The 15,429-nt window shown below is 70.7% G+C and carries 12 protein-coding genes; 3 read left to right on the top strand and 9 right to left on the bottom strand.

Features of this window, described 5'->3' with window-relative positions; genetic code table 11:
- Positions 1-31: 31 nt before the first annotated feature.
- The 6 genes from AC07AG_RS30335 to AC07AG_RS30310 all read right to left on the bottom strand — a co-directional run bounded on the left by AC07AG_RS30335 (position 32) and on the right by AC07AG_RS30310 (position 10,137).
- On the bottom strand, positions 32-1,978 hold the full coding sequence (locus AC07AG_RS30335; RefSeq protein ID WP_478759304.1) for an ABC transporter ATP-binding protein: 1,947 nt from the start codon (positions 1,976-1,978) through the stop codon (positions 32-34).
- 417 nt (positions 1,979-2,395) lie between these two features.
- The gene (locus AC07AG_RS30330; RefSeq protein WP_478759303.1) at positions 2,396-3,343 is read right to left on the bottom strand and encodes a streptomycin biosynthesis protein; all 948 of its coding nucleotides are present in this window, start codon (positions 3,341-3,343) and stop codon (positions 2,396-2,398) included.
- Positions 3,344-3,765: 422 nt separating this feature from the next.
- Complete coding sequence (gene aroF / locus AC07AG_RS30325; RefSeq protein ID WP_478759302.1) at positions 3,766-4,809, bottom strand: 3-deoxy-7-phosphoheptulonate synthase; 1,044 nt, start codon at positions 4,807-4,809, stop codon at positions 3,766-3,768.
- A gap of 117 nt (positions 4,810-4,926) precedes the next feature.
- Positions 4,927-6,216, bottom strand: coding sequence for a sensor histidine kinase (locus tag AC07AG_RS30320; protein ID WP_478759301.1), 1,290 nt, complete (start codon positions 6,214-6,216; stop codon positions 4,927-4,929).
- 1 nt (position 6,217) lies between these two features.
- Positions 6,218-6,871 (bottom strand): response regulator transcription factor, encoded by a 654-nt coding sequence (locus tag AC07AG_RS30315; protein WP_478759300.1) that lies wholly within the window; start codon positions 6,869-6,871, stop codon positions 6,218-6,220.
- Between the two features lie 356 nt (positions 6,872-7,227).
- Positions 7,228-10,137 carry a helix-turn-helix transcriptional regulator gene (locus AC07AG_RS30310; RefSeq protein WP_478759299.1) on the bottom strand — a complete coding sequence of 970 codons (2,910 nt, stop codon included), beginning with the start codon at positions 10,135-10,137 and terminating at the stop codon, positions 7,228-7,230.
- A gap of 479 nt (positions 10,138-10,616) precedes the next feature.
- Between AC07AG_RS30310 and AC07AG_RS30305 the strand changes: the two genes are divergently transcribed.
- Complete coding sequence (locus AC07AG_RS30305; protein ID WP_478759298.1) at positions 10,617-11,402, top strand: SAM-dependent methyltransferase; 786 nt, start codon at positions 10,617-10,619, stop codon at positions 11,400-11,402.
- A 3-nt stretch (positions 11,403-11,405) separates the two neighbouring features.
- Here AC07AG_RS30305 and AC07AG_RS30300 read toward each other — a convergent pair whose 3' ends face one another.
- A complete protein-coding gene (locus AC07AG_RS30300; RefSeq protein ID WP_478759297.1) occupies positions 11,406-11,873 on the bottom strand; it encodes a winged helix-turn-helix transcriptional regulator in 468 nt (155 codons plus the stop codon).
- 102 nt (positions 11,874-11,975) lie between these two features.
- On the opposite strand from AC07AG_RS30300, the gene AC07AG_RS30295 reads away from it, so the two are divergent.
- Complete coding sequence (locus AC07AG_RS30295) at positions 11,976-12,860, top strand: alpha/beta fold hydrolase (RefSeq protein ID WP_478759296.1); 885 nt, start codon at positions 11,976-11,978, stop codon at positions 12,858-12,860.
- Here AC07AG_RS30295 and AC07AG_RS30290 read toward each other — a convergent pair.
- Positions 12,857-14,014, bottom strand: coding sequence for an FAD-dependent oxidoreductase (locus AC07AG_RS30290; protein ID WP_478759295.1), 1,158 nt, complete (start codon positions 14,012-14,014; stop codon positions 12,857-12,859). The genes AC07AG_RS30295 and AC07AG_RS30290 overlap by 4 nt on opposite strands.
- A 46-nt stretch (positions 14,015-14,060) precedes the next feature.
- Positions 14,061-14,759, bottom strand: a complete 699-nt coding sequence (locus tag AC07AG_RS30285) for a TetR/AcrR family transcriptional regulator (protein WP_478759294.1) — start codon at positions 14,757-14,759, stop codon at positions 14,061-14,063.
- 250 nt (positions 14,760-15,009) lie between these two features.
- Between AC07AG_RS30285 and AC07AG_RS30280 the strand changes: the two genes are divergently transcribed.
- Positions 15,010-15,426 carry an ATP-binding protein gene (locus AC07AG_RS30280; RefSeq protein ID WP_478759293.1) on the top strand — a complete coding sequence of 139 codons (417 nt, stop codon included), beginning with the start codon at positions 15,010-15,012 and terminating at the stop codon, positions 15,424-15,426.
- Positions 15,427-15,429: the final 3 nt, after the last annotated feature.

Genomic DNA, 15,429 nt, shown 5'->3' with positions numbered 1-15,429 from the left:
GACTCCACCACTTCCCCCTTCAGGCAGGCGCTCAGCGCTCGTCCGGGTCGGCACCGAGGCGCAGGATGTGCTCGCCGCCGACCGCCGGCGGCGGACCGCTGCCACCGAGCACGGGGCCGCTCCCGCCCAGGACGGGGCCGCTCCCGATGACAGGTCCCTGCAGCACGGGCTCCTTGCGGGCGACCGGGCCCGCTCCGTTGGTGCTGGGGCGGTTGAACTGCGTGTGGTAGAGCTCGGAGTAGAGGCCTCCTGCCGCGAGGAGCTCCTCGTGTGTCCCGCTCTCACGGACCACGCCCTCGTCGATGACGAGGATCTGGTCCGCCTCACGGATGGTGGACAGACGGTGGGCGATGACCAGCGAGGTCCTGTCCCGCAACGCGGTGGTCAGCGCCAGCTGGATGGCCGCCTCCGACTCGGAGTCCAGGTGCGCGGTGGCCTCGTCGAGCACCACGATGGAGGGCGCCTTCAGGAGGAGCCTGGCGAGGGCGAGGCGTTGCTTCTCGCCGCCGGAGAGCCGGAAGCCGCGGTCGCCGACCACGGTGTCGAGGCCGCTCGGCAGTGATCGGATCAAGTCGCCGATCTGGGCCGCGTCGCAGGCTCGGAGCAGATCGCGCTGGGTGGCGTCGGGGCGTGCGTAGGACAGGTTCACGCGGATCGTGTCGTGGTAGAAGTGCGCGTCCTGGCTGACCACGCCGACGACGTCGCGCAGCGAGTCGAGGCTGACGTCGCGCAGGTCGTGGCCGTCGATGCGGACGCTTCCCGAGCTCGGGTCGTAGAGGCGGGACACCAGATGGGTTGCGGTGGTCTTGCCGCCGCCGGACGGGCCGACGAGGGCGGTGAGCTTGCCGGACGGCACCCGGAAGGTCATCCCGTGGAGCACCTCGGCCGTCTCCTTGGCCCGTTCGGCCGCGGACAGGGCGTTGGACTCCAGCGAGGCCAGGGACACGTCGCTGGCGCGCGGGTAGCGGAAGGACACCTGGTCGAACTCGATCTCCGGGGCGGGGCCGCTGCCCGGAGCGGCGAGGGCGACCGGGTCCGGCTTCTCCTCGATCAGGGGCTTGAGGTCGAGGACCTCGAAGATCCGGTCGAAGCTGACCATCGCGGTCAGCGCATTGGACTGCAGACTGGACAGCTGCGTGATGGGCCCGTAGAGCCGGCCGAGCAGCGCGGCGAGGGCCACCAGCGTTCCGATGCGGAACACGTCATTGAGCACGAGGCCGCCGCCCACGCCGTAGACAAGAGCGGTAGCCAGGGACGCCAGCAGCGCCATGAAGACGAAGGAAAGCCTGCTGTACACCGTCCAGATGATGCCGACCTGGCGTACCTCGCCCGCTCGTGCCTCGAACGCGGCCGCCTCCTCGCGGGGGCGCCCGAAGAGCTTGGCGAGCATCGCCCCACCCACGTTGAAGCGCTCGTTGATGATGCCGCCCAGCTCGCCGTTGGCCTGCATCTGCGCCCTGGAGTAGTGCTGCAGGCGCCGCCCCACGTAGATGCCGGGAATGATGAACAGGGGCAGCATGGCGATGGCGATCAGGCTGATGAGCCAGGACAGATAGAACATCTCGGCCAGGACGAGCGCCACGGTCAGCACGCTGGTCGCGGAGACCAGCATCGTGGTGAGGGCCTGCTGGGCCAGCATGACGTCGCCGTTGAGGCGGCTCGCGAGCAGTCCCGTCTGGGTCCGGGTGAAGAACGCCATCGGCTGCCGCTGTACGTGCTTGAAGACCTCGACCCGCAGATCGTGGCTGACGCCCTGCCCGATGCGCCCGGAGAAGTAGCTCTGCACGAGCTGCGCGATCGCGTCGACGACGGCGAGTCCCGCCACGACGAGGGCGACGGTCGTGATGACCCCCGCGTCGTCCTTGAGTATTCCTTCATCGATGATCACTTTGAGGAGCAAAGGAGTCGAAACGATGATGAGGGAATCCACCACGGTGGTGAGCAGCAGAAAGGCGAACGCGGGTTTGTGCGACTTCATGTAGGACATCGCCCGGCGTACTGATCCCGGCCGGAGCGATTGCTTCTGGGCCCCGGATTGCGGCCCTCCGACGGTAGGTCCACCAGGTCCTTGGGTGATCAACACGCGACGGAATCCTCCTGCCTCGGCATTACGGAATGGTGCTCGCTGACATGACACGCAATGTGCTCACCGGCAGGACGATACCTTTCTGCATTCCCGTCCGTATTACCGTCGTCCAGGCCATCAATTGGGAGCGAAAATAGCGGTGTTGGGGCAGAGCGATACCCGCTGCGGACGCACTGCGGAACTCACGGAACTCACAGAAATCTCGGAACTCACGGAACTCAAGGACCTGTCCATGGCCGTGGAGGAATCCCGGTGTGACGAGATCGGCGTCCAACCGGGCAGTCTGCCCACTTGGACGCCCGGAGTGTCCTAGGCCGTCTCGGCGACCTTGCGCTGGACGCGCACCGCGACCTCCGCCCACATCTCCGCGCACTCGTTGGCCAGGTAGGCCACGATCCGGCCGCAGTGCGGCGGGGCCTTGTCGATGATCTCGTCCCACTCCTCCGCGCTGATCGTGTGGATGTTGAGCAGTCGCAGCAGGGTGCGGCCGGTCTCGCTGAAGCGCAGCGCCGGGTCCGCGTTGAGGCGTTTGAGGACCGCGGTGCGGTCCTGGCCGGCGTCACGGTCGGGCACGATGGTGGGCCCGGTGCCACCACTCGGGGCGCTCGCGATGCCTTCGCCGCCGCCCCGTTTCCCGCGCTGGGGCAGCGGGTCCTCGCCGCGCATCATCCGGTTGCGTACGTCACGGACCGTCTCCGGGGAGATGGACGCGACGCGCGCGATCTGACGCAGGGACAGCTGGGGGTTCTCGGCGATGAGTTCGCTCGCCACCCTGCGTCCCTCGGTGCCGTTGAGCGGGCGCACCCGGCCGTCGTGGCCGATCCTGCCCGCTGTGCCGGCCTGCTCGGCCGGGGCCCGTCTGCGGATCTCCGCGACGGTTCCCGGGGCGATGCCGCTGACCGAGGCGATCATCCGGTCCGACCACTGCGGGTGGGATGCGATGATGCGCCCCGCGGCGCGTTTCCTGTCCGCCGTGGTCAGCGGCAGACCGTGCGTGACGTTGGACTCGACGGCGAGGACGAAGGCGTCGGCCGCGTCCCCGTCGAAGAACTTCACCGCGATCTTGCGTTGCCCCCGTAGTTCGGCGGCCCGCAAGCGGTGCAGTCCGTCGATGACGCGCATGGTCGACCGGTGCACGGTGATGGGCGGCAAGGGGCTCTGCACCACCGCCAGCGCCTCGACGTGTTCCTGGTCTGTTCCGGAGATTCGCGGTGAGTCGGCCGTCGACAGCGAAGTGATCTCGACTTCGACGACCATAAGTTGGTCGATCTGCGCATGCCCAGGTATTGCCAACTCAAGTCCCCCTAGTGATCTGAAGTCGCCCGTGCGCGCATGACCGCCCGCCGGTCAGAATCGGCGCAGCATCCGGGAGAGATCGACCATGAAGTGAAGAGTGGTGCGCGTTCAGAAGACTGGTTCGCCCGATGTCCGGGCGATGAACGAGGTGCGCGGAAATACATCACCGCCACTGCGGTGATGAGCCCGAGCCGCACATCTCTCGTCGATTCGCAGAACTACACCCGCACTCGGCGCCACTTCCCCTCCGTCGGGATTCCGCCCCGGTCCTGAATGGGGGCGGAAGCCCGCTGGCCGAACCACGCTCACCCTAACAACGCGCTTTCCGGCCTGGTACCCCTCACTAGCAGAATTGATCTAGAGCCGGAAACCCCTATTCACCCCTATCGGGTGCCCGGACCGACCCCGGCTCGCGCCGCGGGCCGCGTGAGCGTGCGGCCCATCAGCGGCGAGAGGACAGCGACGATGTTCGCGAGCTCGTCGATCTCCGGCCGGGTCACGGCCTGATCGCCGTCGCAGAGCGCCGTCCTGGGGTCGGGATGTACGTCGATCATGACGCCGTCCGCGCCGACGGCGATGGCGGCACGGGTGAGGGGGACGACGAGGTCGCGGCGGCCGCCCGAATGCGAGGGGTCGACGATCACCGGCAGATGGGAGAGGCGCTGCACCACCGGCACGGCGCTGATGTCCAGGGTGTTGCGGGTGGCGGTCTCGAACGTACGGATGCCGCGTTCGCAGAGCACGATGTCGAGGTTGCCCCGCTGCGCGATGTACTCCGCCGCCATCAGCCACTCCTCGATGGTGGCGCCGAAGCCGCGCTTGAGCAGCACGGGCCTGCCGGCCGCGCCGACGGCCTGGAGGAGCGCGAAGTTGTGCATGTTGCGGGTGCCGATCTGCAGCATGTCCGCGTAGGGGGCGACCAGTTCGACGCTGGCCGGGTCGATGACCTCGGTGACCACCGGGAGGCCCGTCTCGTCCCTGACGTCGGCGAGGATCCGCAGCCCCCTCTCGCCGAGCCCCTGGTAGGCGTACGGCGAGGTGCGCGGCTTGAAGGCCCCGCCGCGCAGCAGCGAGGCCCCCGCGGCCTTGGCCAGGTGCGCGGCGGCCAGGGTCTGTTCGGGGCTCTCCACCGCGCACGGTCCCGCGATCACGGTCAGGGTGTCGGGGCCGATGGGGACGCCGCCCACCCTGATCACGGACCGGTCGGGGTGGTGCTCCCGGCTGACCAGCTTGTACGGCGCCGAGATCCGCACGACGTCGAGGACGCCACGGCGGTTGGACAGATTGAGGGCGTCGAACGCGTCCACGTCTCCCACCAGGCCGACGATGGTGCGGGTCACGCCGCGGCTGACGAACGCGTCACCGCCCGCCGCCCGCACCAGTTCGACGACCGCGTCCACGTCCTGCTGTGTGGCCTCGGGGGCCATCACGACCACCATAGGTTCCTCCCGTTGCTCGAGACGGCTTCGCCGTGTCCGACGGCACATGCGGACGGGGGGATCCATCAGGCGCCGCGACAACGGTAGGAGTTCACGGTCCGCCTCTCAACGGGTGGCCGGGCCATCGTCCAACTGCTCAATCCGAGCGGCCCGTTGGAGCGGATCAGTCCGCGGCGGGAAGGAGACCTCCACCACGAGTCCGCCGCCCGCCCTGGCGTGTGCGCCGATCACGGCGTCGTGGGCGACGCCGATGGCGCGGACGATCGAGAGGCCGAGCCCGTGATGGCCGTCGCCCGCGGTGCGTCCGAGCCGCTGGAAGGGTTCGAAGAGCCGCTCCACCTGCTCCGGCGGCACCTCGGGGCCGGTGTTGGCCACGGCGACGACGGCCCGCCCCGCGTGTGTACGGGTGGTGATCTCCACGTGCCCGCCGGGGGTGTTGTAGCCCATCGCGTTGTCGACGAGGTTGGCCACAAGGCGTTGGACGAGCGCCGAGTCGCCCGACGCCGTCGCGGGCTCGATGGCGGTCTCGATGCGCAGTCCCCGCCGCCGCGCCTCCGGACGCGAGGCCTCCACGACCTCCTCGGTGATCTCCGCCAGGTCGAGGGGTTCGCGGTGGTCGAGGCCGCGCTCGCTGCTGGACAGGGTGAGCAGCGACTCCAGGAGGCGCGCCTGCTGCTTGCTGATCTCAAGCAGCCGCTCGAAGTTCGACCGGAACGACTCGCGGGTGGCATCGCGGTCGATGAGGGACTCCTCGAGGAGCGCGTGCTCCAGGGTGAGCGGCGTACGCAGCTCGTGCGCGGCGTTGGCGACGAAGCGTTTGTGGGAGTCGAGGGCCGTCTCCAGGCGGCCGAGGAGTCCGTCGACGGTGTCGGCGAGGTCCTTCAGCTCGTCGGCCGGGCCGACGACGGCGAGCCGCTCGTGCATGTTGCGGGCCGAGATGCGCTGGATGGTGCCCGTCATCGTGCGCAGCGGACGCAGGACGCGCCCTGCGACCACCCAGCCGAGCACGATCGCGATCACGGCCATGATCGCCAGCGCGATGCCCGACTGGACAAGCAGGTGGTCCATCTCGATCTCGTGCTGACGCAGCGCCTGGTCGCGCAGCTGCTGGGTGATGTCGTTGAGCTGCACGGAGGAGTTGGCCTCAGGGTAGCCGAGGTAGAGGCGGCCGTCGGCGCCCGGCGAGAGCACGGGCTCGCCGCCCCGGTTCTTGACGAGGACGAGGTTCGCCGGGGTGCGGGCGACGAGCAGGTTGGTGATGGCGAGCAGCACCACGCCCGAGGCGACGAACAGCACTCCGTACAGGAGCGTCAGGCGTACGCGCACACGCCGTGGCAGCAGCCTGCGGACGATCCACGGTGACAGGGCGAAGGACGTGGGCAGACGCATGGTCATCTCAAATCCGGTAGCCGCCCCGGGGAACGGTCTCGATCACGGGCGGGTCGCCGAGCTTCGGGCGCAGACGGTTGATGGTCGCCTTGACGGTCGTGGTGAACGGGTCGGCCGCCTCGTCCCACACCCGCTCCAGGAGTTCCTCCGCCGAGACCACCCGGCCCTGGGCTGCGAGCAGGTACTCCAGCACCGCGAACTCCTTGGGCGTCAGCGCCAGGCGCACCCCGGCACGGGAGGCGATGCGCTGCGCCGGGTCGAGGCGCAGGTCGCCCTGGACGAGGATCGGCGGCAGCGCGGGCTGCGAGCGCCGGGCCAACGCGCGGATACGGGCGACGAGTTCGGCGTACGCGAAGGGCTTGGGGAGGTAGTCGTCCGCGCCGAGGCTGAACCCCTCCACCCGGTGGGCGATCGTGCCGGACGCGGTGAGCATCAGGACCCGGGCGTGCATGGGCTGGGTGGCCAGCGCGCTGCAGACCTGGTCCCCGTGGACTCCGGGGAGGTCCCGGTCGAGCACGACCACGTCGTAGTCGACGACTGTCGTGCGTTCCAGCGCGTCCGAGCCGTCGTAGACGACGTCGACCGCCATCCCTTCGCGGCGGAGCACGCGCGCCACCGAATGCGCGAGCTCGGCGTGGTCCTCGACCACCAGTACCCTCATCGCCCACCCCTCGCTCGGCACATCGGATGCGGAGGGGAGGAGTGGCGGGGAACGCCGCCGCGGCAGAGGCTGATCATGCGGCACCACGTTGCCCGATCCCACGTCACACACCGGTCACAGCTCCGGTGACGGCCCCCCGTCGACGCGCTCTCGTGTTCGTCCTGCTGCTCCCGAAAGCGTACCGCCGCGGTGGCGGATCCTCCGGTCACAGATTCACGGACCGCAGTGTGACCGGCCGCCGCGTAGAAACGGAGACGCTGACGAAAAGCGCATGAGGAACGCCCACACGTGGTCCGGGAGAGGAGATGCAGGCCGTGGTCACCCATCCGCGTGGCGCCCTGCACCTCCCGCAGCCTCTACACCACGCGAAGACGGTCGCGCGCCCCGCCGTCCTCCCTCCCCTCATGACGCCCTTCCCGGTGCCCCTCCCTCCTGCCGGAGCCCGCGACGGGTACGGGAACGGGGCTGAGTTTCGCCGCCAGGTCCGCCCGGCGCTGGACGGCGAGCTTGCGGTACGCGCGCGTCAGGTGCTGCTCGACGGTGCTGATCGTGATGAACAGCTTGTCGGCGATCTGCCGGTTGGTGTGGCCGCGGGCCGCGAGCGTCGCCACGCGCAGCTCCGCGTCGCTGAGCTCGTCGGCCTTGCGCCGGGCCGTGGGCGGCCACGGCTGCTCGGCGGGAAGGGAGTTGCCGGTGTCGGCGACCGGCGACACCCTGGGGACGGGAACCCCGCACTCCCGCCCCAGCTGCTGCGCCTTGCGGGCGAGGGCACGGGCCCGGCCGCCGTTGCCGAGCTCGCGATGGGCGCGGGCCAGCTCGTCCGTGGCTCGGGCCAGCTCCACGCGGTGGCCGCGCTCCCGCAGGACGTCGATGGCCTCGCCCAGGAGGGAGAGCCTGCGCCCGGGGTGGAGCGCACTCGCGAGGACCCGCAGCGAGACGCCACGCGTCCAGGCGGCCCCTGCGTTCGGGCCGCCGGCCAGGGCCAGTTGCTCCTGTGCGAGCGTCCGGGCCCGGTCGTCGTCCCCGAGCAGCAGGTGGGCCTCGGCCGCGTCGGTCCGCCACGGGACAAGGGCGGGAAGATCGAACTCCCAGCGGGTCATGAGGTCGCCGCACGCGTGGAAGTCGTCGAGCGCCGCATAGGGGCGTCCGGCGGCGAGATAGTAGTGACCGCGTGCCCGGAGGTAGAGCAGTCCGTCAGGGGTGTGGAACGCCGACTCCGGTACGGGTACGGCGAGTTGGGCCGCCGCCTCGTCGAGCCGGCCCATGGCGGTCTTGGCGTACACGGAGGTGGCGACCGGCGAGGCGATGGCCACGCCCCATCCCTCGGGCGGGACCAGCGTGACCGCCAGGCGCGCCGACTGCTCGGCGGCGGCCAGTGCGCCGAGTCTGAGTTCGATGCGCGCCCTGACCGAGGCGAGGAGAGCCTGCCACATGGGTGCGCCGCGCTCGGCGGCTTCCTTGGACAGGGTCTCGCACCAGAGGCCCGCGGTGTCCAGACGGTCGGCCAGGACAAGGGAGTTGAGGGCGACGACGAGCGCGGTCAGCGTGCTGTCGTCGAGGCGGGTGCTCTGCAGTATCTGCTCCGCCCTGACCACCACGTCGTCGCCGGCGCCGTCGAGGACCGCCCTCATCAGGGTCGCCGCGCGCTGATGGGGACTGCGCGCCGGCGTCCGCCCGCACCGCTCGTCGTCGCCGTGCCGGGCGCGGGCACGGGCGGAGCCGGGGAGTCCCGGATGTTCGTACGCCATCCAGGACCGTACGCAGTCGAGCCGGCGCGAGGCTTGCGCCGCCGGCTGCCCGGGGGTCTCGGGTCCCGCGCCGCCCCGCTCGGCGGCGTCGAGTATCTCCAGGACCGAGTCCGCGTGGCCGAACCAGAGCAGATGGCCGACGAGTTCGACCGTGTGCCGGGCCCCGAGGCCGCCGTCGAGCGCGTCGGCGGTGAGCTCGGGCAGGTGCCGGGCCGCGGTGGCCGGGTTGAGCCGCCATCCGGCCCGGGTCAGCTCGGCTCTGATCGCCACGGACTGCCGGGCGTCGGTGCAGGTGTCGCGGGCGGCGCGCAGGCAGGTGAGGGCCAGTTCGACCTCGTCGTCGGCCAGCGCGCGCTCGGCCGCCTCGAGGAGCGTGCTGAGCGCCCACGGGGCGTCGATGGGCTCGGCCGCGATCAGATGCTGCACCACTACGGTCGCCGCCTCGCCGTGCTCGTGCAGCACTTGGGCGACGCGGGCCTCGAGGCGGGCGCGGTGTGCGGGCTCCATGCTCCGCAGGACCGCGGTCCGTCCCGCTTCGTGGCGGAACCAGCCGGAGTCGAGCAGCCCCGCGTCGTTCAGGGCGCGCAGGCTGCGGTGGACCGACTCCCGGCTGGTTCCCAGGACTTCCACCAGCTCGGCGAGCGGCACGTCGGGGCCGACCGCCGCCAGCGCCCACGCGGTGTTCCGCGTCGCCACGTCGCCGCGGAACAGACCCGTGGTGACGGCCTGCGCGAAGGCCTCGCCCGGCACGAGAGCGGCGGAGCCGCGTCCGCCGCCGTCCGCCGCACGGCGGTCCTCGATCAACGCCCGTGTGAGGAGCGGGTTTCCGCCGCCCGTCCGATGGAGATCCGAGACGAGCTGGCGCGTCCCCCACCCCTCGCCCCCGAATCCGGAGATCATTTCGGCCACTCCACGCCGCTCGAGCGGTCCGAGCCTGATATTGCGGCAGCCCGGCAGACGCAGCAAGTCAACGTGTAATCGCGTATTTCCGGCCAGAAATCCGCTGTTCTCGCCCAGGACCACCAGAATGCGGCTGGTGTCGAGTCGACGGGCCAGGTACAGGACGCATTCCAGGGAGTGGCCGTCGGCATGGTGCACGTCGTCGATGCTGAGCACCACGGGCCTTTCCCTGGCCTGTTCCAGGACAATCCCGCAGAGCTTGGGAATCTCATTCATCACGACGGCGGGCAACACCCCCTCGGCCCGCCGAATCTGTGCGGCCACCGCCATCAGGTCCACAAGTCGGGCCGCCCGCTTGGCGTCGGCCCCCGGCAGATCCGCACCGAGCAGCAACTGCCCCATCACACCAAGGGGTAGATCACTCTCCGCCTCTGACGCTGTGGCCTGCAGGAACAATGCGCCCGCGGCGCCTGCGCGTTCACCGAACGCGCGCAACAGCGCGGTTTTCCCGCTGGCCACCGCGCCGCTTACCAATAACACTCCGCCATGCCCCGCCATACAGGCGTTGAGCATGCCATCCATGATCGAGAATTCTTCCCCACGGTCCACCAAGTTCATGAGCCGACTTCTCCCCCGCGCCTGACGGCTGATCCTAGAGCGGCCGGACGGTCAGCCGGATCCCACCTTTCGACTTGCCCGGCCACTTGCTTGAAGACTCTGCCATATCTGAAAATCAACCACCAGCGTCATTTGACTCGATGATGTCGAATAACCGTCGTGAACGCGCCACTTGGCCGAAGACCGGACTTCCCTGTTCCATATCTCCGGGAAACTCCTGCGGTATTGCCGGGAGTACGGAAACCAATGGAATTTTGGAAGGTTCTCCCGGCCCCGCGCACAGAGACGGCAGAGGTGGCAGAGAGCACCCGTGACAACTGAGCCGACAGCACGAATGGCGCGAACGGCACGGCCCGGCCGCACGGGGTGTGACTTGTTCATCGCCTATCCGTACGCAGCCCCAACACCCCATGCTCAAGACGATGTTGCTGTGGCAGACTGCGGCGATCCAGCCTCTCGCAGCAGCAACGGAGTACGTCATGAACGCAGGTGTGCCAAGGCCGACGATCGACACCAGCAACCCGCACCCCGCGCGCGTCTACGACTGGCTGCTCGGCGGCAAGGACAACTACCCCGTCGACGAGGCGGTGGGCGAGAAGCTGCCGCCCGAGGCGAAGGACGCCGCGCGGCAGAACCGCGCGTTCATGAACCGCGCGGTCGCCTGGCTCGCCTCCCAAGGCGTGGACCAGTTCCTCGACATAGGCACCGGGATCCCCACCGCGCCGAACTTGCACCAGATCGTCCAGGAGGTCGTGCCGTCGGCACGGGTCGTCTACACCGACAACGACCCGATCGTGCTGCGCCACGCGGAGGCCCTGCTGGTCAGCAGCTCCGAAGGGATCACCGACTACATCCAGGCGGATGTCCGCGAGCCGCTGGAGATCCTCGAACACGCCCGGGGCCTCCTCGACTTCGAGCGCCCGATCGCCCTCTCCCTGATCGCCCTCATGCACTTCCTGCCCGACGACCAGGACCCGTACGGCATCGTGGGCACGCTGCTCGGCGCTCTGCCCTCCGGCAGCCATCTGGTCCTTTCGCACGCCTCGTCCGACATCTACCCGGACCTGGCCGAGCGGGTCACCGACGAGTACGCGAAGGGCGGCATCCGGCTCGGCTTCCGCACCCGTACCGAGGTCACCCGCTTCTTCGACGGACTCGACCTCGTCGAGCCGGGCCTGGTGACGGCACCCGAGTGGTTCAAGGACACCGCGCGGCCGGATGCGGAAGGCAGCGGGATCTACGCGGCGGTGGCGCGCGTTCGCTGACCCTCAGCCGCCGCCGGAGCCGTCGGCTGCCGCCGCGCTGCGCTCATTGGCCCGGTCGATCTCCGCCATGTGCTCCTCGGCCCACGCCCTGACCGCGGCGAGCGGCCCCTCCAGGGAGAGCCCGAGGGCGGTCAGCCGGTAGTGCACGCGTGGCGGCACCGTCGGCTCCACCCGGCGGGCGACCAGGCCGTCGCGCGTCATGGCCTGCAGCGTCGTGGACAGCATCTTCTGCGAGACGCCCGGCATACGACGCCGCAGCTCGGCGAAGCGGACCTCGTGCGGCTCGGCCTCCGCGAGGACCTTGACCGCCATGGACGTCCACTTCGTACCGATGCGGTCGAGGAGCCGGCGGGTCGGGCAGTCGGGGTCGAAGAGATCCCCGCGCGTCGCCGCCTGGGGACTCCCCTTGGGACGGGACGTGGGGCGGGACTTGGCGCGGGACTTGGGACCCGCCTCGCGAGGGGTGGTCACCTCGGGCTCACCACCTGTCGGGAAAGTGCGTTCTTGGCAGGCCAGGGACGGTTACCTAGCCTCATGTGGTCACCAATGGTAACCACTTCGGAGCGACTCACCATGCGCCTCCCCTCAGCCGGGGCCACCGCCCCCGGCATCTCCCTGCGGCGGATCACCACCAACGGCATCACGGCCAACGTGGCGATCGCGGGCACCGGCCCCGCCGTCCTGCTGCTCCACGGCTTCCCCCACACCTGGCAGCTCTGGAGCGAGGTCATGCCCCGGCTCGCCCGGCGGCACCGCGTCATCGCCCCGGACCTGCGCGGACTCGGCGCCAGCACCCGGGCGGCCGACGGCTATGACGCCGACAGCCTCGCCAGCGACGCCGAAGGGCTCCTCGACGCGCTCGGGGAGCGGAGCGCGGCGGTCGTCGGCATCGACGCGGGTACGCCTCCCGCGTTCCTTCTCGCGCTGCGACGCCCCGATCTCGTACGAAGGCTCGTCGTCATGGAGTCCCTTCTGGGACCCCTGCCCGGCGCGGAGGACTTCCTCGCCGGGGGCCCGCCCTGGTGGTTCGGCTTCCACTCTGTTCCCGGGCTCGCCGAGAGCGTCCTCGCGGGGCATGAGGCCGAGTACGTCGACTGGTTCCTGACCACCGGCACACACGGCCGCGGTGTCCCGGACCGCGTCCGGGACGCCTTCCACAGCGCCTACACCGGCAGTGACGCGCTGCGCTGCGCCTTCTCCCACTACCGGGCCATGCCCACCAGCGGACGGCAGATCCAGGCCGCCGCCGCGCACGCCAGGCTCACCATGCCCACGATGACGATCGGCTCCGACCCCGTCGGAACGGCCCTCGAACGGCAGGTCCGCCCCCTCGCCGACGGCCTGACAGGCCGTCTCGTCCCGGACTGCGGCCACATCATCCCGCTGGACCGCCCCCGGGCCCTGCTCGACCTCATCGGCCCTTTCCTCGCCGCCGGTCTCCCCGGCCTCGACGACTAGTCGCCGCGGCTGAAGAGGTCGAGCAGGCCCTGCGGCGCGTCCTCCCGGAAACAGAGGACGAGGCTGTCGGCGGACTCGGCGGCGGCGTTCTCGCTGCGTGGGAACAGCGCCTCTTCGTAGGCGGCGAGCGCCGCTTCGGTGGCGCCCGGATGCGCGGCGAGTGCACCGGCGAGTTCGGCTCCGTCGAGCATGGCGAGGTTGGCGCCCTCCCCCGCGAAGGGGGACATGACGTGGGCCGCGTCGCCGAGCAGCGTGACGCCCGGGACACGGTCCCAGCGGTGGCCGACCGGCAGGGCGTGGATGCGCCGGGGGATCAACGCGCCGTCGGCGTCCGCGACCAGCGCCTGCAGGCGCTTGTCCCAGTCCGCGAAGTGTTCGAGTACGGCGGCCTTGGCGAGGTCCGTGCCCTCGGCGGTGAAGTCGATGGAGGAGATCCAGTCCTCGGCGGCCTTGAGCGCGGTGTAGACGTGCAGGCTGCCGTCGGGCTCGCGGTGGGCGAGGAAGCCCTTGCCCTCACCGAGCGCGAAGAGCATGCCGCCGCCCACGACGGCGGCGCTTTCGGGGTGACGGACATCGGCGTCGAGGAGGTCCGCCTCGACGAAGGAGAGGCCCGCGTACGCGGGAGTGGCATCAGAGACCAGGGGCCTGATCCGGGACCAGGCTCCGTCGGCGCCGATCAAGAGGTCGGTGGTGAACGTGGAGCCGTCGGCGAGGGCCACCTCGTGGCGACCGCCACCGAGCGCACGCGCCCCGGTGACCTTCGCGCCCCAGCGGACGGCGCCGTCCGGCAGCGAACCGAGCAGGAGGTCGCGCAGCTGACCGCGCTCGACCTCGGGACGCCCGCCGTCGCCCTCGTCCTCTTCCGCCATGCGGACGACGGCGTCCTTGTCCAGGACGCGCGTGGCCTCGCCGCCGGGGTGGACGAGGGCGCGGAACTCCTCGTACAGACCGGCGGCGCGCAGGGCGGCCTGACCTGACTCCTCGTGGATGTCGAGCATGCCGCCCTGGCCGCGGGCGGCAGCCGAGGCCTCCAGGTCGTACAGGGCGGCCTCGATGCCGTTGACGTGCAGGACCCGGGCGAGGGTGAGCCCTCCGAGGCCCGCGCCGACGATGGCGATCGGGTGGTGCGTGGCGGGTGTGGTGTGCGTGGTCATGGTGGTGCTCCCTGGCGTGGTGGTGGCGTGGGGGGGCTGTCGGTGCTCAGCTCCGGGGGCTTTCGGGCGGGAGAGGCGTGCGCAGGATGCCGTCGATCAACGCGCGCAAGCCCCAGGAGAGGCGGGCCTCCGGATCGCCGGACAGGAGCTCGGCGGCGAGCCCGGCGACATGCGGATGAGTCCGCTCGGGCGCGTCCCGCAGGGCTTCGGCGAGCGCGTCCCACTCCTCCCGGGCGCCGGCGGCCCGGCTGCCCGGGGAGTGCTCGGCGGCGGTCGCGGTGGCGTGCTGGAGCAGCAGGTCGACGCCCCAGGCCGCCTGCCCCGGCGGGACCCCGCCCTCGTCGAGCAGGGCGAGCAGCGTCTCGATGAGACGCAGGTAGTGCTCACCCCTGGGCCGGGCCACCAGCGCGGCCATGGCGAGGCCGCGGTGGCGGAAGAGCACCGCGGTGTAGGAGGTGAGCACCTTCTCCAGGCGCTCGCGCCAGTCGCCCCCGTCCGGCGCCGCCTCGACCGTGCCGAGGAGCTCGTCCAGGATCGCGGCGTGCAGCTCGGCGGTGTTGCGGACGTAGACGTACAGGGAGGCGGGCCCGGTGTCGAGCTCCTGGGCGAGCCGGCGCATGGTCACCTTGCCCAGGCCGTCGGCACGCATGATCTCCACCGCGGCGGCCACGATCCCGGCCCGTGTCAGGGCGGGCTTCGCCGGGCGCTCGCGACGGCTGCGCGGGGCATCGGAATGAGCTGTCATACGACCACCATAACGAACATGTTCGTTACGAGCATGTTCGGAGCGAACATGTTCCGTCCCGTGGGCTCCTCGCTGGTACCCGCGCACTGCGACCGACTGTGACCCACAACGCTCCCAGGGACTTGGTTGGCGATCAGCAAGGGCGGGCATCACCGTTGGGCAGGACGGCCGCGCAAGACATGCCGTGGCCCCGGCGAGCGGAAGTCCTCGCGAGTACGCCGGACGTCCCAGGGGAGGGAAGTGAGTCGCCATGCGTGCGCACAAGCGCGCCCATCGGCCCGTCGCCCGTGTCGAGTACGCACTGCCGCAGGAGGCCGCGTCGGCCGGCCGGGCGCGGAGACTGACCTCCGCGTTCCTGACCCGGCCCCGTCGGCACCTGACAGAGGTGGACGCCGAGCGGGTGGACGACGCCACATTGATCGTGTCCGAACTCGTCACCAACGCCACCCAGCACGGCCACAGCTCCTGCCGGCTTCGCCTTGAGGTGTCCGACGGCCACGTGACCGTCGAGGTGCACGACGCGAGCCCCGTCGGTCCACGCGCGCTCAGGCCGAGCACCGAACGGGAGAGCGGACGGGGCCTGGCGATGGTGCGTCACCTCGCCGCGCGCCTCGAGGTCGTGGGCAGCGGCCGCCGCGGCAAGGCCGTTCGGGCGGTGCTCGCCTGACGA

It is taken from the genome of Streptomyces sp. NPDC044044, from assembly GCF_056434405.1.
The sequence above is the reverse complement of the archived record's forward strand: the minus strand, read 5'-3'. Positions and strand labels throughout refer to the sequence as shown.

Coding starts and splice junctions, on each gene's coding strand:
- AC07AG_RS30335 (WP_478759304.1), bottom strand. CDS start 1,978: ATGAAGTCGCACAAACCCGCGTTCGCCTTTCTGCTGCTCACCACCGTG.
- AC07AG_RS30330 (WP_478759303.1), bottom strand. CDS start 3,343: ATGGTCGTCGAAGTCGAGATCACTTCGCTGTCGACGGCCGACTCACCG.
- aroF (WP_478759302.1), bottom strand. CDS start 4,809: ATGGCCCCCGAGGCCACACAGCAGGACGTGGACGCGGTCGTCGAACTG.
- AC07AG_RS30320 (WP_478759301.1), bottom strand. CDS start 6,216: ATGACCATGCGTCTGCCCACGTCCTTCGCCCTGTCACCGTGGATCGTC.
- AC07AG_RS30315 (WP_478759300.1), bottom strand. CDS start 6,871: ATGAGGGTACTGGTGGTCGAGGACCACGCCGAGCTCGCGCATTCGGTG.
- AC07AG_RS30310 (WP_478759299.1), bottom strand. CDS start 10,137: ATGAACTTGGTGGACCGTGGGGAAGAATTCTCGATCATGGATGGCATG.
- AC07AG_RS30305 (WP_478759298.1), top strand. CDS start 10,617: ATGAACGCAGGTGTGCCAAGGCCGACGATCGACACCAGCAACCCGCAC.
- AC07AG_RS30295 (WP_478759296.1), top strand. CDS start 11,976: ATGCGCCTCCCCTCAGCCGGGGCCACCGCCCCCGGCATCTCCCTGCGG.
- AC07AG_RS30290 (WP_478759295.1), bottom strand. CDS start 14,014: ATGACCACGCACACCACACCCGCCACGCACCACCCGATCGCCATCGTC.
- AC07AG_RS30285 (WP_478759294.1), bottom strand. CDS start 14,759: ATGACAGCTCATTCCGATGCCCCGCGCAGCCGTCGCGAGCGCCCGGCG.
- AC07AG_RS30280 (WP_478759293.1), top strand. CDS start 15,010: ATGCGTGCGCACAAGCGCGCCCATCGGCCCGTCGCCCGTGTCGAGTAC.